23 protein-coding genes and 2 tRNA genes are annotated in these 24,236 nt (G+C 34.8%); 4 read left to right on the top strand and 21 right to left on the bottom strand.

From position 1 onward, the window contains the following. The 14 genes from hypD to HRU50_RS12470 form a co-directional block, all read right to left on the bottom strand. On the bottom strand, positions 1 to 768 hold a 768-nt coding region (gene hypD, locus HRU50_RS12535), incomplete at its 3' end, for a hydrogenase formation protein HypD (RefSeq protein ID WP_296351433.1). Next, positions 765 to 992 carry a HypC/HybG/HupF family hydrogenase formation chaperone gene (locus tag HRU50_RS12530; RefSeq protein ID WP_296351432.1) on the bottom strand — a complete coding sequence of 76 codons (228 nt, stop codon included), beginning with the start codon at positions 990 to 992 and terminating at the stop codon, positions 765 to 767. The genes HRU50_RS12530 and hypD, both read right to left, overlap by 4 nt. A gap of 4 nt (positions 993 to 996) precedes the next feature. Next, a complete protein-coding gene (gene hypF, locus HRU50_RS12525) occupies positions 997 to 3,294 on the bottom strand; it encodes a carbamoyltransferase HypF (RefSeq protein WP_296351431.1) in 2,298 nt (765 codons plus the stop codon). A 9-nt stretch (positions 3,295 to 3,303) separates the two neighbouring features. Continuing rightward, on the bottom strand, positions 3,304 to 4,044 hold the full coding sequence (gene hypB, locus HRU50_RS12520; protein WP_296351430.1) for a hydrogenase nickel incorporation protein HypB: 741 nt from the start codon (positions 4,042 to 4,044) through the stop codon (positions 3,304 to 3,306). Between the two features lie 15 nt (positions 4,045 to 4,059). Then, the gene (locus tag HRU50_RS12515; protein ID WP_296351429.1) at positions 4,060 to 4,407 is read right to left on the bottom strand and encodes a hydrogenase maturation nickel metallochaperone HypA; all 348 of its coding nucleotides are present in this window, start codon (positions 4,405 to 4,407) and stop codon (positions 4,060 to 4,062) included. Further along, complete coding sequence (locus tag HRU50_RS12510) at positions 4,382 to 5,893, bottom strand: hypothetical protein (RefSeq protein WP_296351428.1); 1,512 nt, start codon at positions 5,891 to 5,893, stop codon at positions 4,382 to 4,384. Before HRU50_RS12510 ends, HRU50_RS12515 begins: the two co-directional genes overlap by 26 nt. Then, on the bottom strand, positions 5,868 to 6,134 hold the full coding sequence (locus HRU50_RS12505; RefSeq protein WP_296351427.1) for a hypothetical protein: 267 nt from the start codon (positions 6,132 to 6,134) through the stop codon (positions 5,868 to 5,870). The genes HRU50_RS12510 and HRU50_RS12505 overlap by 26 nt, the downstream gene beginning before the upstream one ends. Continuing rightward, entirely contained in the window at positions 6,134 to 6,442 is a 309-nt protein-coding gene (locus HRU50_RS12500; protein WP_296351426.1) for a hypothetical protein, read from the bottom strand. Before HRU50_RS12500 ends, HRU50_RS12505 begins: the two co-directional genes overlap by 1 nt. Beyond that, on the bottom strand, positions 6,442 to 6,927 hold the full coding sequence (locus HRU50_RS12495; protein WP_296351425.1) for a hydrogenase maturation protease: 486 nt from the start codon (positions 6,925 to 6,927) through the stop codon (positions 6,442 to 6,444). Before HRU50_RS12495 ends, HRU50_RS12500 begins: the two co-directional genes overlap by 1 nt. Before the next feature lie 76 nt (positions 6,928 to 7,003). Continuing rightward, the gene (locus HRU50_RS12490; RefSeq protein WP_296351424.1) at positions 7,004 to 8,599 is read right to left on the bottom strand and encodes a nickel-dependent hydrogenase large subunit; all 1,596 of its coding nucleotides are present in this window, start codon (positions 8,597 to 8,599) and stop codon (positions 7,004 to 7,006) included. Positions 8,600 to 8,620: 21 nt separating this feature from the next. Next, positions 8,621 to 9,580: a hypothetical protein gene (locus tag HRU50_RS12485; RefSeq protein ID WP_296351423.1), complete on the bottom strand. Its 960-nt coding sequence runs from the start codon at positions 9,578 to 9,580 to the stop codon at positions 8,621 to 8,623. 265 nt (positions 9,581 to 9,845) lie between these two features. After that, positions 9,846 to 9,989, bottom strand: coding sequence for a hypothetical protein (locus HRU50_RS12480; protein WP_296351422.1), 144 nt, complete (start codon positions 9,987 to 9,989; stop codon positions 9,846 to 9,848). A gap of 186 nt (positions 9,990 to 10,175) precedes the next feature. Then, entirely contained in the window at positions 10,176 to 10,664 is a 489-nt protein-coding gene (locus HRU50_RS12475; RefSeq protein ID WP_296351421.1) for a hypothetical protein, read from the bottom strand. Between the two features lie 409 nt (positions 10,665 to 11,073). Further along, positions 11,074 to 11,595 (bottom strand): ferritin, encoded by a 522-nt coding sequence (locus HRU50_RS12470; protein ID WP_296351420.1) that lies wholly within the window; start codon positions 11,593 to 11,595, stop codon positions 11,074 to 11,076. 888 nt (positions 11,596 to 12,483) lie between these two features. Between HRU50_RS12470 and HRU50_RS12465 the strand changes: the two genes are divergently transcribed. The 4 genes from HRU50_RS12465 (at position 12,484) to HRU50_RS12450 (ending at position 16,260) form a co-directional block, all read left to right on the top strand. After that, positions 12,484 to 13,065, top strand: a complete 582-nt coding sequence (locus tag HRU50_RS12465) for a hypothetical protein (RefSeq protein ID WP_296351419.1) — start codon at positions 12,484 to 12,486, stop codon at positions 13,063 to 13,065. A gap of 68 nt (positions 13,066 to 13,133) precedes the next feature. Next, a tRNA-OTHER gene (locus HRU50_RS12460) sits at positions 13,134 to 13,269 on the top strand. A 130-nt stretch (positions 13,270 to 13,399) separates the two neighbouring features. Next, positions 13,400 to 13,472 (top strand) — tRNA-Phe (locus HRU50_RS12455). A 1,690-nt stretch (positions 13,473 to 15,162) separates the two neighbouring features. Then, positions 15,163 to 16,260, top strand: a complete 1,098-nt coding sequence (locus tag HRU50_RS12450; protein ID WP_296351418.1) for a slipin family protein — start codon at positions 15,163 to 15,165, stop codon at positions 16,258 to 16,260. 52 nt (positions 16,261 to 16,312) lie between these two features. Here the strand turns inward: HRU50_RS12450 and HRU50_RS12445 are convergent, their stop codons facing one another. The 7 genes from HRU50_RS12445 to HRU50_RS12415 all read right to left on the bottom strand — a co-directional run bounded on the left by HRU50_RS12445 (position 16,313) and on the right by HRU50_RS12415 (position 24,189). Continuing rightward, on the bottom strand, positions 16,313 to 16,705 hold the full coding sequence (locus tag HRU50_RS12445; RefSeq protein WP_296351417.1) for a hypothetical protein: 393 nt from the start codon (positions 16,703 to 16,705) through the stop codon (positions 16,313 to 16,315). Between the two features lie 44 nt (positions 16,706 to 16,749). Next, positions 16,750 to 17,298, bottom strand: a complete 549-nt coding sequence (locus HRU50_RS12440; RefSeq protein WP_296351416.1) for a carboxymuconolactone decarboxylase family protein — start codon at positions 17,296 to 17,298, stop codon at positions 16,750 to 16,752. A 28-nt stretch (positions 17,299 to 17,326) separates the two neighbouring features. After that, positions 17,327 to 17,485 carry a hypothetical protein gene (locus tag HRU50_RS12435; protein WP_296351415.1) on the bottom strand — a complete coding sequence of 53 codons (159 nt, stop codon included), beginning with the start codon at positions 17,483 to 17,485 and terminating at the stop codon, positions 17,327 to 17,329. A gap of 91 nt (positions 17,486 to 17,576) precedes the next feature. Beyond that, the gene (locus HRU50_RS12430; RefSeq protein ID WP_296351414.1) at positions 17,577 to 18,416 is read right to left on the bottom strand and encodes an AraC family transcriptional regulator; all 840 of its coding nucleotides are present in this window, start codon (positions 18,414 to 18,416) and stop codon (positions 17,577 to 17,579) included. A 39-nt stretch (positions 18,417 to 18,455) separates the two neighbouring features. Then, positions 18,456 to 19,358 carry a histone deacetylase gene (locus tag HRU50_RS12425; RefSeq protein WP_296351413.1) on the bottom strand — a complete coding sequence of 301 codons (903 nt, stop codon included), beginning with the start codon at positions 19,356 to 19,358 and terminating at the stop codon, positions 18,456 to 18,458. 21 nt (positions 19,359 to 19,379) lie between these two features. Next, complete coding sequence (locus tag HRU50_RS12420; RefSeq protein ID WP_296351412.1) at positions 19,380 to 21,797, bottom strand: hypothetical protein; 2,418 nt, start codon at positions 21,795 to 21,797, stop codon at positions 19,380 to 19,382. A 244-nt stretch (positions 21,798 to 22,041) separates the two neighbouring features. After that, positions 22,042 to 24,189 carry a Tex family protein gene (locus HRU50_RS12415; protein WP_296351411.1) on the bottom strand — a complete coding sequence of 716 codons (2,148 nt, stop codon included), beginning with the start codon at positions 24,187 to 24,189 and terminating at the stop codon, positions 22,042 to 22,044. Positions 24,190 to 24,236: the final 47 nt, after the last annotated feature.

Below are 24,236 nucleotides of genomic sequence, written 5' to 3'. Positions count from 1 at the left end.
ATTCCCATCTTCCTTCACGATTCTGCTATACTGATTCTCGACTTGCGCCTTGTCTTCTTCTAATTGTCTAATGACCATTAAAATACCTTGAAGCACGTCCAACGGTTCAAAACCTGTCACCACGATAGGCACATTATAAGCGCTGGATAGTGGATGATATTCTGCATTTCCCATAATGGTACAAACGTGGCCTGCGGCCAAGAAACCATCGATATGGCTTTCTTCATCATCGATAACGGCTCTAATAGCTGGTGGCACCAATACGTGTGATGCCAAAATGGAATAATTGGTAAGACCTTTTCTATGCGCGTGAATCACAGAAAGTGCATTGGCAGGCGCTGTGGTTTCAAATCCTACCGCAAAGAATACGACTTCTCTATCTGGATTATCTTCGGCGATTTTTACAGCTTCTAAGGGCGAATATAAAATACGAATATCGGCACCTTTTGCCTTGGCTTCTAATAAGTTAATTTTTGAACCTGGCACACGAAGCATATCACCAAAAGAACACAGAATGACATTTTCATTGAGCGCCAAATGAATGGCTTTATCAATAAGGTGTAAAGGCGTTACACAAACTGGGCAACCTGGTCCATGAATCATAGTGACCTCATCAGGTAACATTTCTATAATGCCGTTTTTTACCAAACTATGGGTTTGTCCGCCACAAACTTCCATTATAGACCACGGTTGGGTCACGGTTTTCTTAATCTCTTCGAGGTATTTCTTTGCTAATTCTGGGTCGCGGTATTCCTTAATGTACTTCATAACTCCTCTGTTTTAGGTAGGTATTCATCTACGTCTTCTAACTCGCCCAATTCCCCAATTTCTTCGAGATATTTAAAGGTTTTTTGGGCTTCTTCTTCGTTCACTTTACTAATGGCCACGCCTACGTGCACCAGCACATAATCACCAACGGTAGCATCTGGTAACATCTCAAGACTGGCTTCTTTTACAATGCCACCAAAAGAGACTTTGGCCATCCGTACCATGCCGTTATGCTGTAATGTAATGTCCTTTATTTTTCCGGGTATTGCTAAACACATTTTTATGGTCTTTTATATGTTGAAAATATTGTAATTGCCCAAACGCGATGTTTTCATCGTTAGGCGAAAGGTCTTTATGTAATCTAATATCTAATGACGATGCTAACAGTAGTTTGACCAGAACACTATTCTGAAAAACACCACCGCTACACGCCACGGTTTGTAGGTTATTTTCTGAAGCAATTTTTTCAATGCATCTTGCCAGCGTATAGATAAAACTGTAGGCCAAAAGTGATTTTGAAACACCTGCTTGATATTGTCTGAAAATCTCGTTGATGATGTATGCCGAAGGGATTTTGTCATAATCCACAGCTTGCAGAAAATCTATAGGTGCTTTGCCTGAATACTGACTGGCACATTGCTCTAACTGCATAGAAGCTTCTGCTTCATACGTATTGAAATCTGCTAAATCTAAGGCGGAAGCTACTGCATCAAATAAACGCCCAACCGAAGAGGTTTTAAGCTCGTTTTTCTGAAGCATTTTTGAATACACTTGCCATTCAGTTTTGTTGAATTTGGAAGCGATTAAAGCTTTTTGTTCTTTCTTTAAAATACTGAATAAGGACAAGCGCGGTTCTTTGGCCATTTTATCGTTGGCTATCCAATCGAAATATTCGAATTGCGATAGACGTTCTATACTGTTGTTATGGTATTGAAAAAACTCGCCACCCCAAATCTGCTGGTCATCACCCAATCCAGTACCATCCCAAACCACACCTAAAATGCGTTTATCTGTATCGAACAGTTGATGCTCACCCAACACACTCGCAAAATGCGCTTTATGATGCTGAATGGCTTTTGTGGGAATGCTGTGGTTTTCGGCCAATTCATAACCCAATTGCGTGCTGTAATAATTGATATGTTTATCTACCAAAACTGCTTTTGGCTGTAATGAAAAGATGTCTTTGAATTTATTGAGTGTAGATGTGTAGCGTTGCAAAACATCATAACTCGCCAGATTTCCGAAGTACTGACTGATGTAAGTTTGTTCTTTTTTCGCTATAGCGAAAGCACTTTTCATATCAGCACCTGTGGCCAGCACATTGTCTAATTCAGATTTCTGAGACAGATTGCTTGGCGCCAATCCACGAGAACGTCTAATGATAATGCGTTGGTCATTAACATATTTCACCACCGAATCGTCTTGCGGAAAGTTAATCTCAAGATTATGGTGTACAAGGTAGTCTGCTATGCCATTTAACTTTTTTTGCGCTTCTTTTTCAGTAGAAATCATAGGCAATCCGTGACTATTGCCACTTGTGGCTACCATTGGTTTCCCAAAGCGTTTCATCAAGAGATACAACAAGGCCGTGTGTGGTAACATCACACCAGTTTGATTGAGTGCTGGCGCTATGGTTTGCGTTGCAATTCCAGTTGAAACTTTGTTATTTAAAATTACAATTGGTGCGACTTCAGAACTCAGAGCATTAGCTTCAGAAGGTGATATTACAAAAGCGTTTTGAACCGCATCCAAAGAAGGAAAAACAACTGCAAAAGGCTTATTAGGTCGTTGTTTTCGAATTCTTAATGTTTGAATCACTTCTGGATTAGAAGCATCGCAACACAGCAAATACCCATTCGTATTTTTCAAGGCAATGATATTCCCTTGATGTAATATGTTAGCAACTTTATCTAAGATACTGTCTTGATTGCTTTCAATGACATTTCCGTTGTTGTCTGTTATTGATAGTGCAATCCCGCAATCTGCACACGAGTTGGTTTGTGAATGAAATCGCCTGTCTGTTGGGTCTGTATATTCATCTTCACAAGTGCCACACATTTCAAAACTATTGATTGTGGTGTGTACACGTTCAAAAGGAAATTTTGTGGTAATGGCATAACGCGGACCGCAAGTGACACAAGTTGTAAACGCATAATTGTAACGCCTATTTTTTGGGTCATCCATTTCAGTTTTACAGCTATTACAAACTGCAAAATCTGGTGTCAACGGAATATTGATTTGACCTTTGGTCTCTGAAGGCACTATTTTGAATGCCTTAAAACTTTGAGTCGCACTTTCTGAAATTGACGATTGTATAATCTTTGAAACTTTAGGCGCAGAAGCGATGATAGCATCTAAGAATTTATGTGCTTGAGCTTCAGTTGTGTTGATGTAAATAAGCACACCGTTTTCGTTATTGCTTACCGTTCCGGTGAGTTGGTGTTCTAAAGCAAGGTTATAGACAAAAGGTCTAAACCCAACGCCTTGAACACGTCCCGAAATTTGTATGCAATAGGTATTGCTCATTTATCTCATTTAAACCAAAACGTTCTTTCCTTCTTTCTTGGCTACTACTTTTTTCACCAACCAGTCACACCACGCATCGATACCTTCATCAGTCAAAGATGATATCTGAATCACTTCTAACTCGTGATTGACTTCTCTCGCATCTTTAGTTACGGCATCTACAGAAAATGGTAAATGCGGTAATAAATCTGACTTAGACACCAACATTAAATCGCTCGTTAAGAACATTCTTGGGTACTTCTTTGGTTTGTCATCACCTTCAGTTGTAGCAATAAGTGTAACACGGTAATCTTCACCTAAATCAAAAGAAGCAGGACATACCAAGTTTCCAACGTTTTCAATAAATAACAAATCGATATTTGCTAAATCGAATTGGTCTAACACCTGATGAATCATTTGTGACTCTAAGTGGCAAATACCACCAGTTACAATTTGTAATGCCTGAATTCCTGTTTCTCGAATTCTTACTGCATCACGTTCCGTTTCTAAGTCGCCTACCATTACAGCCATATTCAACTTGTCCTTTAGGCGTTCTGCAGTTTTTTGCATTAGAGTGGTTTTACCACTTCCTGCAGATGAGGTGACGTTGATTAATAAGGTTTGGTGTTTGGCCATTTCCTTTCGAATCACATCGGCTACATAGTCGTTAGCCTTCAGTAAGTTGATATTTGTGTTCTCGCAGGCTACGGTACCACGAGGTGCTTTTGTTGATTTTTCTACTGCCTGTCCTGTTGTTGATTTTTCACACATAGTTTCTTTCTTTTTTTAATCTTCAAATTCTACTTTATGTATTAACATTTCTTCGCCTTGAATAATGTTTTTTGTGGGTCGCCCACAGTTTTCACATAAAAAACGATAGTTTTTAACGTGCGTCACGTGCGTGCACACTTCGCATTTTACTTTGATATCTACAGACTCTATATGCAAACCTACACGTTCATAGCCAGGATTGGCCTGATTGTAGGCTACATATGCATTTTGTAAAAGCCTTGGTTCTATATTAGATAAAATGCCCACTTTTAGGTGAATGGCTTTCATCTGTTTTAACTGCTCTTGCTCAAATTCCATTTCGAGCGTTCGCATTATACTACTTACTATCGATGTCTCGTGCATTTTTTGTCAATACGGATTTAAGGTTTTCTAAAGCTTCAATATGCTCGTTTGCTGTAGCGACAAGTTTTTCATCAGTAACCAAAGTTTTAATTTCGTTGGCTTTTTGAAGCATTAACTCATAATTTTCTGTTTCTTCTATTTCTGTTTCATTGTGCATTAGCCACATCAATTCTAACTGATTGACAAGTGTTAAAGCACGTTCAAAAGGATAATTTATGGCCGTTCTAATACTCAAGGCATCTCCAAATAGACCATAAGCTTTATCTGTATTGTTATGTAATTTGGCTTCTGGGAAACCCATAAGTGCTGTGGCATAATTATGACTGGCCATTGCAAACTGATAAGGATGTGTTTCTTTTTTATAAATTGCTAAGACTTCTTTAAAGGACGAAGCGCAAAAGGCTGTCCACATAGGTTTCTCCTCAAGAGACACTGGAATTTCAGAATATATCAAGGCCAGATTATGATGAATGTCTGCAAACTGTTCTGGATGCGTATCTCTTTTAAATATCTTTAAAGTATCCTGATAAGCATTTATTGCTGGTTTGTAATATTGCGGACTTCCATTTTTTGACCAATTATATAACAAGTTCGCCTTACGAAGATTTGCTTCACCTAATAATTCAAAAATCTCTTCTTTTTTAAAAATTAGAATCGCTTTATTAATATAATTTTTTGATGAGACATAATCATTTTTATAGCTAGCCACCTCTGAAGCATTTACATAGCACAAACCAGTATTAATTGAATCATTTATTGATTCATAAAATGAGAGACACTCGTCATACAGATCTAAAATAGTATCAATCTTTTCTTCATTAAATGGATATTGTAACTGACTCATCATTGCAGTTGCTAAGCTGTTTTTAAGACAAATACTAGAAATATGTGTTAGATGATTCTCATAAAGTGTGCTTCTAATAAATTCTTCAGCTTCAGCATAATTTCCTACTTCAAATAATAAATTACAATAGTGTTTTATAGTGAATGCTTTTGAATCAACATCTTTATAATTTATAAGTGCTGATAAATAGAGGTTTTTTAGTGCGTCAAAACTTGTTGATGTGGTGCAATTACCATAGTGTCTTACTATACACTCGTTATGAGGTGATAAAAATTCTTGAGCCATATTAAGGTCTATTTCAAACCCTTGTTTTATTGATGAAGATATCATTATATGAAACGCCAATAATCCATCTTTTGATGTATATTCTAACGCTTTTAAATGGTTGTTTAATTTAAAGAAGACTAAGGCTAATAAATTATCAGAACAAAACTCAACCTCAGGAAAAACATATGGAGGTTCTGCATCTAGCCAATCCGCTTTTGTATATAACATATTCTCCGATACTTTAATATCATATAATATTTCAGGCGTATTATCGAGAAACGAATTTATATTAACAAGTTCATGTAAGCGTTCAATAGATTTGATAATTTCTTCTACCTGACTCTTATTACTAGTTGATGTTAAAATTGTAACCATCTTTATTTACTTTTTGAGTGCCTCGAGGATCTCTCGCCGCCGTTTGTTGCATATATTTTGCACTAATATTTGCCAGTTTTTCACTTCTATAATTACCAATTTCACGTATTAAAATCCTTCGGGGATTTTTAGTGTCAATAAATACAAGTGATACTTTCCATTGACCTTTTATTTTTTCAACTTTAGATTGTACCTCTGAGTCTAAAAGCCATGCGTCTTCATCTTTAGGTTTTATAGACATTAGAGTTGTATTTTAATCAAGTTGGTTTTTTCGACAACCTCGAAATTCAGTGGTCTATCCTGTTGCTCAATATTATTATCAATTAAAATTTCTCTTACTGCAATGGATTTATCGCCTTTTAAATTTTTATCTTTCAGTAAAAACTGTGTAGGCTCGTACATTTTTACAAACCACTTGCTACTTACCGGCGTAATAAGTAATCGGTTTTGTGCTTTCGCGTAAGCGACATAGGCATAATGAATGTTTTGAAACACCTTAGAAACAATGCTATTATCTAATTGTATATGTGATGCCTTAAGTGCAACCATTATGCGTTAATTAGTTTTTCTTGTGCTAAATCTTCCAAAATATGTTGCACAACCTTGTCACCAGCTTCCTTTGCCGGCTGGCTTAAGTCCACTTCGAGCTTCGTATTTTCAATCGCTATGAGATATACCTGAATATCTTCTGGGTACTCATCATGCAAAATCTTTTTTGCATAGGATAGTGCCTGATCCCATTTCATCCCGTGCAAGAATACCAATGGATCATCTTGTGGTGCTCTAAGTACTTCTTCTGCAGGAACCTTAAACAAGGTGCCAACAGGCTCGTTACTATTTACTACTGCGTCGACTAAAATTATTTTGTTATGACCTTTAAGTCCAAAGAGAACTTCAAATGCAGCCGTTCCCATATCAAATATGTTGATATGATCAGATTCACCAATATTTTTTTTGAGTTCTTCAATAACGTACATACCTATGCCATCATCACTTCGAACTGGGTTACCAAAACCCATTATTGCTGTTTTCATGTGTGCACTAAAACTTAAAAAACTTTCTTGAGTCCAAAAAGACCTAAGAAAGTTTTAATGATTAATATATTGATTGTTATAGTTTAAATTTAGATAACTCAACTCCGCTCTTTTCATCATGGGCATGAACAGTACATACTAAACATGAATCAAACGAACGAGCTACAATACCTACCTCAACAGGATCGCTAGGATCCTCAATATCTATGCCTTCTAATGCGGCTTCTATCGGCCCAGGATTACCTTCAGAATCATTAGGTCCAACGTTCCAAGTAGTAGGTGCCATAACTTGATAGTTCTTAATTACACCATCTTTAATTTCAACCCAATGTGCTAAAGATCCTCTTGCTGCTTCTGTAGCTCCAAAACCTTTACCATCTTTTTCTACAGGTTTGATGTAGAACTCTCCATCTAAGTCAATTTCAGATAGCCATTGGTCTATTAATTTATAAAGTCTTGGCGCTTCGTGTACGCGTGCTAGTACACGTGTGAATACACTTGCACCACCAAGTTTTTTGAAGGCATCAACAAAGAATGGGTCTTTGATTTGATGATCTAGATTATTAGGATTACCATTCATCAAGCATCGTGCAATTGGTCCTGCTTCTACAGCGTGACCATCATATCTTGGTGCTTTTGCCCATGAATACTGTCCGTCAAAATCTGTATCATGTAGTGTTTTTGATTTAGCTGGGTCGGGAAGTGGCTCATCCCAAGGATGCAATCCGTCTTCTTGATTGTTATACCAAGAGTGCTTTACGTGCTCACTTACTTTTAAGTGATCAAACTCATGCCAGTTTTCCCCATCAAAGAAACCACTTGAACTAATTAAAGCATCGTTTCTACCCTCAATCGTTGGATTGTTATAGTGATCTTTATGTAAATATGTTCCAAAAGCTAAGAATTTACCAACACCTTTACCGAAGGTATCTAAACCAAATTCTAATCCGGCTCTTATTAGTAATCCAAGGTCACTGTTTTTGTGCGATTCACTTTCTTCCATCCAAGCCAGCATATCGTCCCATGATTTTATCTCGAGGTAGCGCTCAATGGTACAACCTAACCAAACAGGCTCAAGCCAGTCGTTTTTAAACTGTGTCATAATTGCGTGTGCTCTTGTAATATCCTTTAAAGTAGGTGCACACATTACACCACCAGGAACCATATAACTTGAGTGTGGCCATTGTCCACCAAATAAGGCATAGACTTGCACTGGTAAAGCACTCGCTGTTAATCCTATTTGAAAAGTTTCACCCACATAAGCTGCCCAACGTTTAACTACTTCTTGATATAGTGGTTTATTTGCAAACTTTTTATTGGCCATATCGGTAGCGAAAATGGCGTAAAACCACCTCGGAATACTTTGTATGGTTTCTGTAGCTTGACCAATTGCTCTAAGTAATAATGCATTTGGTGATAATTGCGTTCCCCAAGCTGTATCTAATGCAGAAGATGCACAATATAAGTGCGATCCACCGCATATGCCACATATTCTCGGTGTAACAATTAATCCAGATTGTGGATCTTTACCTGCCATAATTTTTTCAAAACCTCTAAACATTGCTGCTTGAGTATGTGCACGCGTCACTTTTCCATTATCAATGTATACCTTTACATCTAAATCTCCTTCAACGCGTCCTACAGGTGATATATTTAATTCTTTTACAGACATTTTAATTCTTTCTTTAGTTAGTTATTTGGATGTTTCCATCACTTTTCTGTTAACAGGAAGCACTTTCTGGAAACCTGCTTCCATATAGTACGCTAATTTGCTTCGTCCTGTTGGTACTTCCTTAGGGAAAACGCCCATATACTTCATAGTTTTGAACACACTTCCTTTAGCAAGATCGTTATGTGGGAATCCCGGTTCGGTGCATCCTAAACAAGGATGATTAGTACGTGTTTTACTTGATTGTCTGTTCCAAAGGATGTTATTACAACTTGCCCTAGTCATTGGGCCTCTACATCCAACCTCATAGAACAAGCAACCACCACGTTCACCAAATCCGCCATCTGTTTTTTGTAAGAAATTAGTAACGTTAGTACAACCGTCTTGTACAAAGTCTGTGAAGAAGGTTTTAGGTCGGTGATAGTCGTCAATTTGCACATCGCCTATTCTTCCGACAGCAATAGCCACGAGAATTTGTGTAATCCAATCTGGATGTGCTGGACAACCAGGAATATTAATTACCGGTAAGCCGCCTTTAGATACGTAGTCAGCACCTAAGAAACCACCTTTTTCTTTTTTGTGAAATTGTAATCCAGTTGACTCACTAGGATTTGGTGCAACTGCGGGAATTCCACCCCACGTTGCACAGTCACCGATAGCGACTACATAACCTGCAACCTCAGAAAGTTCTTTAATCCAGTCTTTCATTGGTCTGTCTGCAAAGTAGTTCATAGAACCAGTGCCATTAGGACCCTCAATTAAAGAGCCTTCATAGACAAGAATGTCCATTTGTTCTTTGCCTGAAAGAATGTCTTTTAATAAATCTTGAACTTGATCACCGATTTGGAGACCGGTGGTAGGGTGCCAAAGAATATTGAGTCCAAAGTCTGTTATTAACTCGACAACGGTTGGTTCTTCAGCATTTAGAAAAGACATAGTATTGCCACTACATGCCCCTCCTTGAAGCCATAAAACATTTGCCATTATATTAGATTGTTTTAATTAGTTGGCTTCAATCTATGAAAATAATTGAATAGAAACACCAATAAATTACGGAAAATTTAATAATGTTTAATATAATTTGACATAAAACGAACAAAAACGAACATATGTTGAATATATCGTAAAAATATATAAACAAAATAAAATATTAAGTTTTAAATAGAGAAAGGCCACCAGCAACTAGCGGCCATTTTTTATAAAAAGAATTTTCTGTTTTTTAAAACAATAATGTGTTTAAGTAGGAAGTTTATTCTTCGGGTTCTTTTTTATTTCCGCCACTGGTCATAAAATTAATTAAGATACCAATAAGAATTAAGCAGACTAATGCAAAAACGGCAATCATTAAAACACCGTTATTCCATCCGTAATTTGTGAGATTATATGTTAACATAATAGTATAGTTTTATGATATCGAAAAGTACTTTAAATCTTTAGTTAAAAACATGATATTTATCAGTGGTAAAGGATATGTGATAGACTTCTAACTTCATTTATACTGTATTTTAAATCTTTTCGAGTGTATATATTTGAACGACTAATTGTGATGAAAGGTTGGTAGAATTAAATCTAATCATTTTTACTCTTCGTATTGTTGTTCTTTATGACGATGTCTCTTTTCCCAATGCGCTTTGAACCAAGAAGGTTCTTCGATGTCATAGTCATAAATATAATCACCTATAGTTTCTATATCTTTTTGACGATAGGGTTGATATGGCATTAAACCAAATCTTTCCACCGCACCATGTAGTTTTGCTTTTTCTTTTGAAGGTGATTTTAAGAAGTTCCATAACGCTTCCTTAAATTCTTCTTTTGAGGTGTTATCATTTATATAGTGCTTTTTAATTGCAATCATTGGTGGTGCAATTCTTCCATCTTTTTCTGGTCCTTTAGGATTATGACAAACATAGCATTGTGTTTCTAAAAGTCTTTTTCCCGGATGAGTGTCTGCAGTAATGGCATCTTCACTATGAGATGAATGATGTTGACCGTATGGATCTGTATTGTTGTTATTACAATTAAAAAGTAGTGCAACAAAAAATAATAAAAGTAGGTTTAGATTTTTCATTAATGAATTATTTAAAAATGAAACCAATCAAAATTACCTTATTTTCAATGTTATTGAAGTAACATTAGTTACAAAAAGTAGTTTTAATATGTAATATAAATACACCAATGAAGGTAAGTCACCTTATAAAAAAAGTCCTCAATTCTGAGGACTTTTTGATGGCGTTAAGCCACTTTTTTTAGAAGATCAAAACACGGACATTTTTTGCAACGCTTGTGTTCTGCTTTTTTATACTTTTTACAGCATTTGCTCTTTACTTTTCCTAAAGAATCCGTGCCACTTGTTTTAAGAACTTTAATGCGTTCTTTTTTAAGTTTTTTGTTCTCTTTTTTTTTGCCCATCGATTTTCATCGTTATCAACGGCGCAAAAATAACTATTTTAATTTATTCTAAATAAAATTTAACATTTTTATACTGGACCTAAATCTTGTGCAGCTGAATTTACGGTTAACTGCTGTATGTCTCTATCAAATAAGTATAAGCCACCTTTATCATCACCAATCATGTTTATTTTGTCCAAGATAGTTCTGGCTACAGCTTCTTCTTCAATCTGTTCAGCAACATACCATTGTAAGAAGTTGTGTGTGGCATAATCTTTTTCTTGTAGTGAAATATGCACCAATTCATTAATGCTTTCAGAAACAAAAATTTCATGTTTTAATAATTTTTCGAACATTTCTTGGAACGAATTGAAAGTGACATTAGGCGCATTCAATTCTGAAACATGCGCATGTCCACCTCGCTCATTCACAAATTTTACAAGCTTTAGCATGTGCTCACGCTCTTCATCAGATTGATCATACATAAAATTAGAAATTCCTTCTAATCCCTTAACTTCTGCCCAAACGGCCATTGCCAAATACACTTGAGATGATTCAGCCTCTATTCTAATCTGCTTATTTAAAGCATCTTCTATTGTCTTTGATAACATAATTTCTTTTTTTGTAAAGATACTGACTATATCACTTAATATAAAGTTTACCAATGTTCTTAGTCTTATTCATAATTAATCTAATTTCATTTTGATTGGTTTTTTTAGTATCAATGAGTAGTTCATTAGAATTGATTGTCTAAAAAATTGCATATTTGTGCCCATAATGATAAATACAATAGCACATAGAGCACCTAAATCACTGATGTATCAGTGGGATTATCGCGGAAATAGTATCGAATTATTTCAACGGTCTAGGACGATATGTGTCTATTTTTAATCATCTTTTATGTAAGGAAAAAGAGAGAAAACTATAAATAGAAGTAAGCGTCCAACAAAATTGGACGCTTTTTTTATGAAAAAATTCAAAAAATTTGAAAATAGATTTTAAAAATTAAAAATATAAAGATTGAAGATTAAGCTATTGAAAAACAGAAGCTTGCAAAAAACTTCAAATATCTGCACTATGCGGACAGGGATTTAATTGCTTAAAACAAACGCAAACACCTGATAATCAAATAAATAAATTCAATTTTTATTTGGAAATTAAAAAATACTTCTCATCTTTGCATCGCAGAATTTATTAATCATCTGCAAACTATAATTAATAAGAATTCTGAAATTTATTTCAGATTAAAAACAAAGAAGCCATGCTAAAGTACATAGTAGCATTTCAAATTTTTAGTGATGACTTAGGGTCATTTATAGGGCTTCGGTATTATTGGTAAAATTACTTTTCTAATAATAATCCGAAGCAAGTAAACTGTTTCGGATTTTTTTATTCCTGGCATTTAGAATAGGTCGGTCTAAACAGTTTTAACACCGAAAGAGTTAAAACAATAACCTGCTGAATTTATACAAATTCATTCGGCACAACTATGAAGTATTATGGAGAACAATGTATATAACATCCACTTATTTAGAGCTATTGAAGCTTATCCGTGGGAATTAGAAAAAGCTGTTGAAGCATTAAATTATGCTTTAGCATACGATCCGGAAAATGTGAAAGCCCTGCACTTAATGGCCAAAGTGCATTACGAACAATTGGGCGAATATGATATGGCTAAAAGCTATTTTGAGAGTGCCTTAGCGAGCAGGTTAGATGTCCCAGATATCTATCCAGATTATATAAGGCTTTTAATAAACAATGAGGATTTTGAAGAAGCTCAAAAGTTAATTGACTTTGCTTTTACTGTAAAAGCTATTGATAAGGCAAGTATCGCTTTATTACAAGGACAATTATTTGAGAGAATAGCAAAATATCAAGACGCTATTAAGTCTTTGAAGGATGCAAAACAGTTTGCTTTAAATGATGATTTTATAAGCTTCGTTGATGGAGTTCTTGCTCGAGTGAGAAAGAAGAGAAAAGCTCAAGAAAATGAAGACAGAATTATAGAAAATCAGGCCAAAAAAGAAACTGAAGAAGCACCAAAAAGATGGTTTCAGAATCGGTTAAATAATTTATTGTAAAAGGGAAGGAGAAAATCGGCAACACTAATTTTTAATTAAGCTATAAGTTAGTTTGCCGATTTTTAAAAGGAAGTGTTGAGCAAATGGTTGGCTCGCCTGACTGAAATGAGTTCACGAATTCAACGAAACCTATAAAAGAAATGAAAAAAAATGAGTTAAAATTAGGTCTTTTAAAGCATGTAGGTTCGAGTCCTACCACTTCCACAAATTTTAATATAAACTCATGGTGTAATGGATAGCATTCAAAACTACGAATTTTGAGGTATGGGTTCGAGTCCTATTGAGTTTACAACTTAAATTGGCACTGATTTTATCAATCTACACACTTAAATGAGGAACAGTAGCAAAGTTGGTCATTGCGCTACACTGAAAATGTAGAGATACAGGTTCAATTCCTGTCTGTTCCACAAAAACGTTCATTGACAATTTATGACATCTTAAAATTGGATGTCGTAATACAAAACAATCGTTACAGATTAATTTCGGTTAATGTGTAATGGGGCGGCTTATCGTCCTTAGATAAACTTGGTAACAAGGATAAATCTGTTTGCAGGCACTGCAAATGGAGACTGCTTTTTTAAAAGTAGTACAAGTAAGCAAGCAACCAACATAAGTCACAACATGCTAGGGGCAACCGCTGAAGTATGTTAGGGTTTATAGCCAATTTTAAAGGAGGCTTGAGATGGAGACATCAATAGAAAAAGTTGTAGTAATAGGTTACGTGGAGATAATCCAGTCTTGCGGAGCGTATTGCAGTATTAGAGGTACCCGACTAGAAATGGTTCGGTGGCTCAACGTATCGTATGTTGGGAAACATACAAGAAGAAGGTTGGTATTTTGTAGGCTAAAATCTACGAAGCCATTTCCGAAGCCCTTCTTCTAGGTCAAGAGATCTTAAAGGTCTAGGTTCGATTCCTAGTGTCCATATCGAAAAGGGATATAGCTCAATTGGTAGAGCACTGTACATTTCATACAGCGATAAAGCAAAAGACTTCGGGCATTGTAGCAGCTAGTGGTTGCCTAAACCCATTGAAATATATGGGACAATTGAGGTCGCAAACCTTAATTGTGCGGTGAACATTCTAGTAGGCCGCCTCAAAAGAGGACGCCTATGAATGGTGAGGGAGCCAACCCTTGTAATTGCAAAGCGTGGTCTTTGAGCCACTATGCAGGCCAAGTCTAAGTTGCCGAACGGCTACAATGTAATTAGGCATCAGATAGGTACATGACTTTCTAGCAATGAAATGAGTGTGGAAAACTAGGGAAGAGCTACGGCTATAATCCAAGGAAAGCTTATCTATAAGCGAAGGTATTCTCAGCGCGCTTTTTTTAAAATATCAAGCTGGTCTTGTTGGGTGTTTCGGTATAGCACTATTGTATAAAACGTTGCAGTGATGTATGATGTTTTTATATGCAACTAGACTTGAAGGTTAGACCTATTCACCAAAAAATGGTCCCAAGTTCTATTAGTCATGGGTTCGATTCCCATCTTCCCCACAAAATAATACCGCATAAATGGGGAAGTAGCTCAGCGGTTAGAGCGATAGATTTTAATTGCGCAGGTTCGAGTCCTGTCAGAGCCACTATTTTAGGCTTTGTAGCTCAGTTTGGTTAGAGCACTGCACTCAAAATGCAGCTTTAGGGCAAAGTATGTCCACCAAAGCTTATCATCTTGTAAAACTGATAGCCACGCAGTCTGTCAACTGCTCACAAAAACGACAAAAAGCATAGGTTGTGAATTGGCTTTTTTATTTCAACTATCAATTGATAGCGGTTATTCTAAAGCAATCTTAAAGGTATTCAGAATTTCTAAGCAGTAATCTCTTAAAATAGTTACTGTAATGTTTAAAGGTAAACCTGTAAAACAAATGTTTCTGTTTGCTGGCTTTCATTACACTAATTATGGCAAAGGTTATCAATAGTTGTTCCATACCATTGAGATGATTTGCAATCTACTGCTTTTTAAAATGGAAAATAATAGATGCTCTTAAATTACAGTACTCGTCTGTGATTTATAAGTTGGTAATCCGTCCGTTACATGCATTACCATATGCCTTAGTTGGCAAAATTTGAAGTTTAATTTTAAAATTAAGAACAATGTTACGAGTAAGAATTAACGCAGGAAAAGTAGGTTTGGTATTTAGAGGTGGTGATTACGTAAAGGTAATTACACAGGGAATACACTGGCTAGGTTTCAATAAACGTATTGTAACGTTTGATTTGAGTACTATGTTTACTGCACCAGTAGCATTAGAGATCTTGTTAAAAGATGAGGTCTTAGCAAAAATGCTCGATGTAGTAGATGTAAAGGACGGTGAATTGGTGTTTCTATATGAAAAAGGCATCTTTAAATCTGTTCTTACTTCAGGAAGATATGTCTTCTGGAAAGGTTTAATTGATCGTGAATATCTAAGGGTCGATTTGAACAAAATCTATATTACAGAAAATATAGACAAGGCACTTTTCGGAAAATTAGAAGTCTCTAGATATATCAGAACTTTTGAGGTAGCCACTTACGAAAAGGCTGTTTTCTTGGTAGATGATGTTTACACTAAAACATTAGATGGTGGTACATATCGTTTCTGGAAAAATGATACCTCAATTAAAATTGCCAAGGTAGATTTACGTCAGTTACAATTAGAAATTTCTGGACAAGAATTGTTAACTAAAGATAAAGCTGCAATTAGAATTAACTTTTACACACAGTATAAAGTTACCGATGTAGAAAAAGCACTTTTAGAAAACAAGGATTACGAGAAGCAATTGTACATAACAATGCAGTTAGTATTACGTGCCTATGTAGGTGCCTATACTCTAGATGAATTGTTAGAGCGTAAAGATAATATTGCAGAAGCCGTATTTGAAGATGTAAAAACAAGTGCGTCAAAGTTAGGTGTAACTATATTGAACTGTGGTATCAGAGATGTGATTTTAACTGGTGAAATGAAAGAAATAATGAACCAAGTTTTAATCGCACAAAAGAAGGCTCAAGCCAATGTTATTATGAGACGTGAAGAAACAGCTTCTACTCGTAGTTTGTTAAACACCGCGAAATTGATGGAAGAGAATGATATGTTATACAAGCTTAAAGAGATGGAATATGTTGAAAAAATCGCCGATAAAATTGGCGAGATTACAGTATCTGGTAATGGTAACATGGTTTCTCAATTGAAGGAGATTTTCTCTGGCAAATAAGAGATGTTAAAAAAACGCAAGTGATTCACTTGCGCTTTGCTTTTTGTTCATCTTATTCTACAGTTAAAGTATACTGTGGTGTTGGGTTTAAAGGACAGAAATACACATACTCACCTTTTTCTAATGTTGTAATATTGGATTGTCCTTTGGTGTTGTTTTTTACAACATTGGTTACATAAGCGGTTTTAATATGATTTTCTGGCTTAGAGGCATCATCACCCTTTTTTACTAAGACAAAACCAACATCGTGTCCTACATTATTGTTCGAAATTTCAAATATGTAGTTTCCTTCTGTTAAGGTTAAATTTTGCTGTGTAAATTCACCTTTAGTTTGTTCTAGGGTAACTGTTTTTGCACCCATTTCTTTTTTCATCATTTTGTCTTGTGCATTTCCATTTAAACTAAATGCTATGATGATTACGAATATTGATAAGATTCTTTTCATGATTCCTAATTTTTATGTGTTATGATTCTGATTATTAATAATTTTTAAACAGTTGCGGTTTCTAATTGTTGTGCTAACGGAAAATCCACTGGAATTTGAGTTGTTGAGTGGATGTAATTTGAAATAGTTTTGTCCCCAACTAGACTAATTACATCAATTAAATTTCCTTTGTTATAGCCTGAATTGAAGAAGTTTTCAATAACAGAAGCATCTGTTCTTCCTCTGTTTTCGGTTACATTTTTTGCAAGTTTTGCCAATGCATCTAATTTGTCGTTAGAAGAAGAATAACCAGCTCTAAATTCTAGAATTTCATTATCATTAAAACCGTTCATTTTTCCAATTGCTGTATGTGCTGATAAACAATAGATACAGTCATTTACCTGGCTTACAGCTAAGTTTACAACTTCTTTTTCTTTAGCAGAAAGCGATGTTTTAGCGCTTGAAAATGATAAGTAATTTTCTAAAGCTGTATCGCTATGTGCATAGGTTGCATAAAGGTTTGGTACAAATCCTAGTTTACTTTTAAGATTGTCGAAAATTGCTTGATTGTTCTCGTTTACTTCGTCTCGTGTTGGTACATTAAATGTGCTCATAATTTTTAAATTTTAGTTTTATTATTTGTTATCGAATATTAAGATGTGGTCTTTCACTATCACAATAGAAATCGTGAATGTGTTTTTGCTCACAATGTGTTTTTGGATTAATGGTATGTTGAACCTGCTGCTTTCCTTTTCTGAAAATTTCTATCAGATTGAAAATGGAAGTATGTTTTAAATTCATCTTTACGTTGTTTTAATTTTACATTGCAAAGATGCGACCGATAACAAGGCTAAAGAATGTTCATATTACCTTGTGGCATGTCAATTTTTCCCTAATGACTGTTTTTGTGTTGTTTTTGAAATTGCGAAGGTGATAAAGAGGTAATTTTTTTGAATAAACGACTTAGGTGAGACGCATCATCAAAACCAATGTCATAGGCAATTTCTTTGGCGGTTTTATCAGTATACAATAATTGTCGTTTGGTTTCAAGAATAATTCTATTATGAATTATTTTTAATGGACTTTTTTTGAACTTAGCAAAGGTGTTAGAAAGTGTTTTGGGTGATTTAAATAGTTTTTCTGCATAAAAGGCTACACTATGTTCCTCTTTAAAATGGCTTTCCACAAGGACATTAAAGTGTCTGAGTAGGTCTATTTTAGAGGCTTCAGATTTTAAGGTATCAGAACTGTTTTTGAGAATCCGTGTCGCTTTTATCATAAAACGCGCCATGAGCATTCTCAGCATTTCAGCTTGAATATTGTCTTTAGTATCTAGTTCGTCAAGAAAAACTTCATGCAATAACGAGAATTTAGTTTGTTCATTTTCTGATAAGGTAATGATCGGAATAAAATCATTTCCGAAGAAAATTAGACCTGCACAGCCAACTTCTTTATCGTGGTCTTTAATACAGTAAAACTCTCTATTAAATTGATAGACAATTAAATTTTTGCCTTCTATTAACCTAAAATTTTGTACTGGTGTAAGTGCTAAAATAGTATTTCCCTCTAATGTAAAAGGAACTCCATCTACTTCAAAATGGGCTTCTGAATCCTTCGTCCATATAAATGTAAAAAGGCCTATAGGCTTAGTGGTTTTAAAAGGCTCTAATAGGGACTCATTGGCTATATTTAAAATTGCACCAGTGCTAAATTCTCTAAATTCTTTAATCATGTATAGGTTGTCAATATTTCCCTAGTAACCTTACAATGATTAGAAAAAAATCTCTTGTGCTAGTCTAAATGTATTAGCATGAGCTTCAACAATAACCTTTATGTCGGGTGAATATCCACCACCCATTGAGCACATCACAGGAATATTATGTTCTTTACAAGTTTGAAGGACAAAACGGTCACGTTCTTTACAACCATTAATGGTTAGACCTAACTTACCTAACTTGTCACTTGCTATAATATCTACACCACTCAAATAATAAATAAAGTCTGGTTGAACCTCATTTATAAGTTTAGGAAGTGTCTGATATAAGATGTCTAAATAATCCTCGTCACCAGTATTGGTTTCTAAGGCAATATCTAAATCACTTTTTTCTTTTTTGAAGGGATAATTGGCCTTACCGTGCATTGAGAAGGTAAATACAGAATTGTCATTTTGAAAAATCTCAGCAGTGCCGTTACCTTGATGCACATCTAAATCTACAATTAAAATTTTGCTAGCCAATTTTTTAGATTGTAAGTATCTTGCTCCAATAGCTTGGTCATTCAACAAGCAAAAGGCTTCACCTCTATCTGTATAGGCATGATGTGTGCCACCTGCAATGTTCATTGCTATGCCATATTCCAATGCATGTAAACTAGATTGAATAGTACCATCAGCAATGATAACTTCACGCTCTACTAACACTTCGCTTAGTGGAAACCCAATTTTTCTAGCGGCTCTTTGGTCTAAAGTTATATTGACTAAATCATAGTAATATTCTGGTGTATGTACTGCTAAAATATACTTGTCGTTAGGTGTTTCTGGTTCAAAGAAATTATCATTTATGCAGGTACCTTCATGCAGCAATTGCTCAGGTAAAAGCTCATACTTTATCATCGGAAACCTATGACCTTCTGGTAAAGGATGTTTATAAATAGGGTGATATGCTATCTTAAGCATGAGATCGTATTAACTTTTTAATTAATTTAATGTTATCGTTTTTTCTTCAGAAATAAATGCACCATCATTTGCTATGCCTTCTATATGTAGTTTAAAAGGCACTTCTGGTTTTGCAATAACTATACTTATCTCACCATTGTTGTTGACAGCTACATTTGGTTTCCAATCTATAGTGCCGTAGTGCTTAAAAAAGTCATCATTATTATACCTGTACTTAGGGATATAAAATTGTTTTTTCTCAGTAAAGGTTAGTGGGAATTCATAAGATCTAGCTGTAATTTTATTAGATTTTAATACTTTCAAATCCTTGGTGTAGATTCTAATAAATCCATATGGACTTCGTATACCATCTCCCATTCCCCAACGATTAATTTCGAGATAATCAATATTTTTCATCAAAAAGCGGTTAAGAATACTAGTGTCTAATAACAACAAATCATCTAAAAAAATATTTGCATTAGTAGGTCCTCCATTATTACCTGGACCTCTCGCAGCTCCTGAGTACAAAAACCTCACCGTAAATTCCCCTACGCCTTCATTTACAATAATATTTTTTGACCTTAAATAATCACTTAAAAATAAGTAGGTGTTTCCCATTGATTCGTCTACAACAGTTACTCTTCCAAAGCGTCCATTAGATAATTCATTTTGGCGCTGTATAGTTGAGCTAATTTGTGATTGCAGCAATACTTCATCTAATTCTTGAATATCGTCGTTGGTTTCAAGTACTACATTACTTTGATAACTCTGTTCTGAAAAAATATCTGAAACTGATCTTGTTTGTAATATTGATTGTTCTTTACCAGTATTGAAAGAAGGAATTTTATTTGGAAAAAATTGAAGATACATAGATGGTATTTCCATTTTATTATTTTCGGTTATCTTAGAAAAGCTTACGGTACTGTTATCAAAAGGGAATAAGTTTTCTATTAGGTGATTTCTATCACCTTTTTTAACTTCGCTTACATCAAATCCGTTATCATCCAAGGCATAGATTAAAGTGTTAGAGGATTTGTCTTTTTTAGATTCTTCAGATGAAAGGTTAGCTTTGACATTAATACCAACTTCAAAATTATGACTTAGGATGGGTTTACCTCTAAAAATGTTATTCCAATCGTAACTACTCCAGCCTTGGGTAATTAACAAATTATCTAAATCACGTTTTTTGTCCTCTGTAATATCAGTAAAGTAATATCTGGCATTTTCTACATAACCATTTACATAGGATTTTAAATAAGTGTTTGTTAATATATTTTGATGGTGGTTATAGGATTTCGTTTCTTTCGGAAGTACTGAAATACTCATATTATTATACGCTTTAGGATCAATGTCATTAACCTTAAACTTTAAGCGTAATGAATCTCCAAATTGAGTTTTAATTGGTTGTGTTGTTTTTAAAATTTCAATGCCATCATAGTTAAAATAAAGACGCTCAGCAATAGGTTTATTATTTTCATTGAATAAAGTGAAAATGTTCATGCCTGAAGGCAAAGAACTTTGATTGAATACTTTTACAATAGAGGTTTCATTCTCAAATGTAAGCGCCATAACCTTCATCTCATTGCCATTGTGCAGTGCAAGGGTATATGTTTTATCTTTTACATAAGAGAGACTTTCTTTATTTGTGGTGAGAGCGACAATAGTTTTTCCTCTATGACTTGTAACGGATAAGGTTACCCCAATAGGTTCTATAATACTATTTAGCTTGAAGTCGTAAATATTACCGTTTTTATTTAGTTTTATTTTATAGCTAGTGTTAGATTGTGCTAATAATAAAAACTTGCCTATTCCTAGTTGGTTGACTTCAAATTCAGTAATGAATTGGTTATTATCGTCATAGACTTTACCTTTTACATTAGCTATGCCATAACCGTTATGATCCTTAATAATAACGCCAATATTATTTATGACACCGTTTAAAAGGTGCCCACCTTCTGGCAGAAATTGGGCGTCAAAATTTTTTGATGCCACCTTCGTTTTCGGCTTTTTTGAATCGTTGGGATTGATAATTTCTATATGTTCTTCGAAGTAATTTCTTTCATTAAAATTGCGCATCCAATTCGTGTAGGCTTTAAACGTATAATTACCTGTAGTTAATGTAGTATCAATCGTAAATACATTTGATGCCACACCATTGTCAACTTTTAGAAGTGCCTTTTTCACCACATTATTAGTATCATCAACTAAGTTGACATACAAGTTTGTGGTAGACAAAGATGGTTGTTTTGTAGACTTATCAAACACATATGCTGTGAATCCGATATCTTCACCTTCTAGGTAAGCTGATTTATTAAGGTGCACATGTATTATCTCTCTCGATGCTTCGGTATAATCAGTATAGCTTTTTAAAAAACTAGATTGTTCTTGAGAATAACTTAATATTGAACAAAAGAAAAAAAGTAATGAAATAACAGCGTAAACTTTAGATGACTTAATCATATTTGAATAGTTTGAAGCTTACAACTAATGATGTAGAAAAGACAATGTGTTATAATTTTTAGAATGACATTTCTAATTAATTGAAGCTTTTTTATGTGAAATTACTGAAAAGCATAAATAAGAATTGTTGATTTAACTTTTTGTTAGAAAAGATTAACTGAATTTGCAGATATAGTTAGTTTTCTAGTCTGTAAACAGAAAGTTCTTGTTAAGAAACAGGATGAAATGCATAGTAGAGTTCTAGTTATTTATGCAATTTCAATTGTATACGCTTACGTTGCAAATCTACGTCTAAAACTTTCACAATAATTTGTTGATGTAAATTCACATGCTCATTGACATCACTAACATAAGAATCTGATAAATTAGATACATGAATTAAGCCACTTTCTTTAATACCAACATCAACAAAACAACCAAAGTTGGTAATGTTATTCACTATTCCTGGAAGCAGTTGGCCTTCTCTTAAATCGTTAATGGTTTTTATGTTTTGATTAAAGGTAAATACCTTGGCTTTTTCTCTGATATCTAAACCTGGTTTCTCAAGTTCTTTGATGATGTCTTCGAGTGTTGGTAAACCAACATCGTCTGAAATGTATGTCTTTAAATTAGTCTTTTTGAGTGCTTCAGAATTGCCAATGAGATCTTCTATAGATTTACCTTCGTCTTTAGCTATTTGTTTTACCAAGGCATAACGTTCTGGATGCACTGCCGAATCATCTAACGGATTAGTGGCACCTTTAATTCTTAAAAACGCTGCGCTTTGTTCAAACGCTTTTCCACCCAAACGTGGTACATTTTTAATATCATTTCTAGAGGTAAAAACACCATTTTCGTTTTTATAAGCAATAATATTTTCGGCGAGTTTTGGTCCAATACCAGATACATAACTTAATAGTGATTTACTTGCAGTATTGATATTAACACCAACAGCATTCACACAACTCTCAACAACAGTATCTAGACTTGTTTTTAGTTTGGTTTGGTCCACATCGTGTTGGTATTGACCAACACCAATAGATTTGGCATCAATCTTTACCAATTCTGCTAATGGGTCTTGTAAACGTCTTCCAATAGACACCGAACCACGTACAGTAACATCGTAATTTGGAAATTCCTCACGAGCAATTTTTGAAGCAGAGTAAATACTTGCTCCAGCTTCACTCACCACATATACTTCAATATCGTTTCTAAATCTAATTTTACGAACCAAAGCTTCGGTTTCTCTTGAAGCTGTTCCGTTACCAATGGCAATAGCTTCAATTTTGTAAGCATCTGCTAATGAGCTAATTTTTTTCATTGCACCAATAGTATCTTGTTTTGGTGGATGCGGATAAATGGTTTCGTTATGCTTCAAAGCGCCTTTTTCATCAAGACAAACAATTTTACAACCTGTTCTAAATCCTGGGTCAATGGCTAATACACGTTTTTCTCCAACAGGTGCACCTAAAAGCAATTGTTTTAAGTTTTTTGAAAACACTTTTATAGCAGCATCATCTGCTTTTGCTTTTGCGTTTTGAAGCGCTTCGTTGGTTAAAGATGGTAATAATAATCGTTTGTATGCATCTTTAATAGCTAATTCTATTTGGTCAGCGCAAGCATTATTTGATTTGATGATTCGGTCTTCAATTTTAGTTAAAGCACGTTCATCGTCAATTTCTATTTTTACACGAATAAAGCCTTCTTGCTCTGCTCTAAGAATAGCTAGTAATCGATGTGAAGGTATGCGACTCAAGGACTCAGACCAATCGAAATAATCTCTAAATTTTTGAGCTTTTTCGCTTGTGCTGACCGCAGTCGAAGTATCGCCAGATTTTGTTTTAACAACTTTTGTGTTAATCGTCGCAAAACGCTCTAATTGGTAACGAATATTATTCCTAATATCTGTACGCTCGCTAATCCATTCAGCTATAATATGACGCGCACCTTCAAGCGCTTCCTCTTCAGAAGTTACAGCACCTTTTGTATATCTAAATGCAATTGAGTCAATATCATTTGCATTTTGACTCATTATGATTTTAGCCAATGGTTCTAAACCATTTTTGCGAGCAGTTTCGGCTTTGGTTTTGCGTTTCTTTTTATAAGGTAAATAAAGGTCTTCTAGTGTTGTTACATCTTCAGCTTGTTCTATTTTCTTCTGAAGCTCTGCAGTTAAAACCTTATCTTCTTCTAAAGTCTTAAGAATATTCGATTTACGTTTTTGTAAAGCTTCAAATTGCGCTTTTAACGTAACAATACTTCCAATTTCTACTTCATCAAGATTCCCTGTTTGTTCTTTTCTGTATCGTGAAATAAACGGAACAGTGCAGTCTTCATCTAAAAGCCTTAGTGTGTTTTTTACACTAGTTTCTGACAGCTGGGTTTTAGAAATAATGAATGGTAAGAGGTTCATGTATCTGTCTACGCAATAAGGTTATTCCTATAGTTGAAAAATGTTTT

Source organism: Winogradskyella sp. (genome assembly GCF_013213835.1).
Lineage (GTDB): Bacteria > Bacteroidota > Bacteroidia > Flavobacteriales > Flavobacteriaceae > Winogradskyella.
Note: the sequence above shows the minus strand (reverse complement) of the source record. Positions and strands in the feature narration are given on the sequence as shown.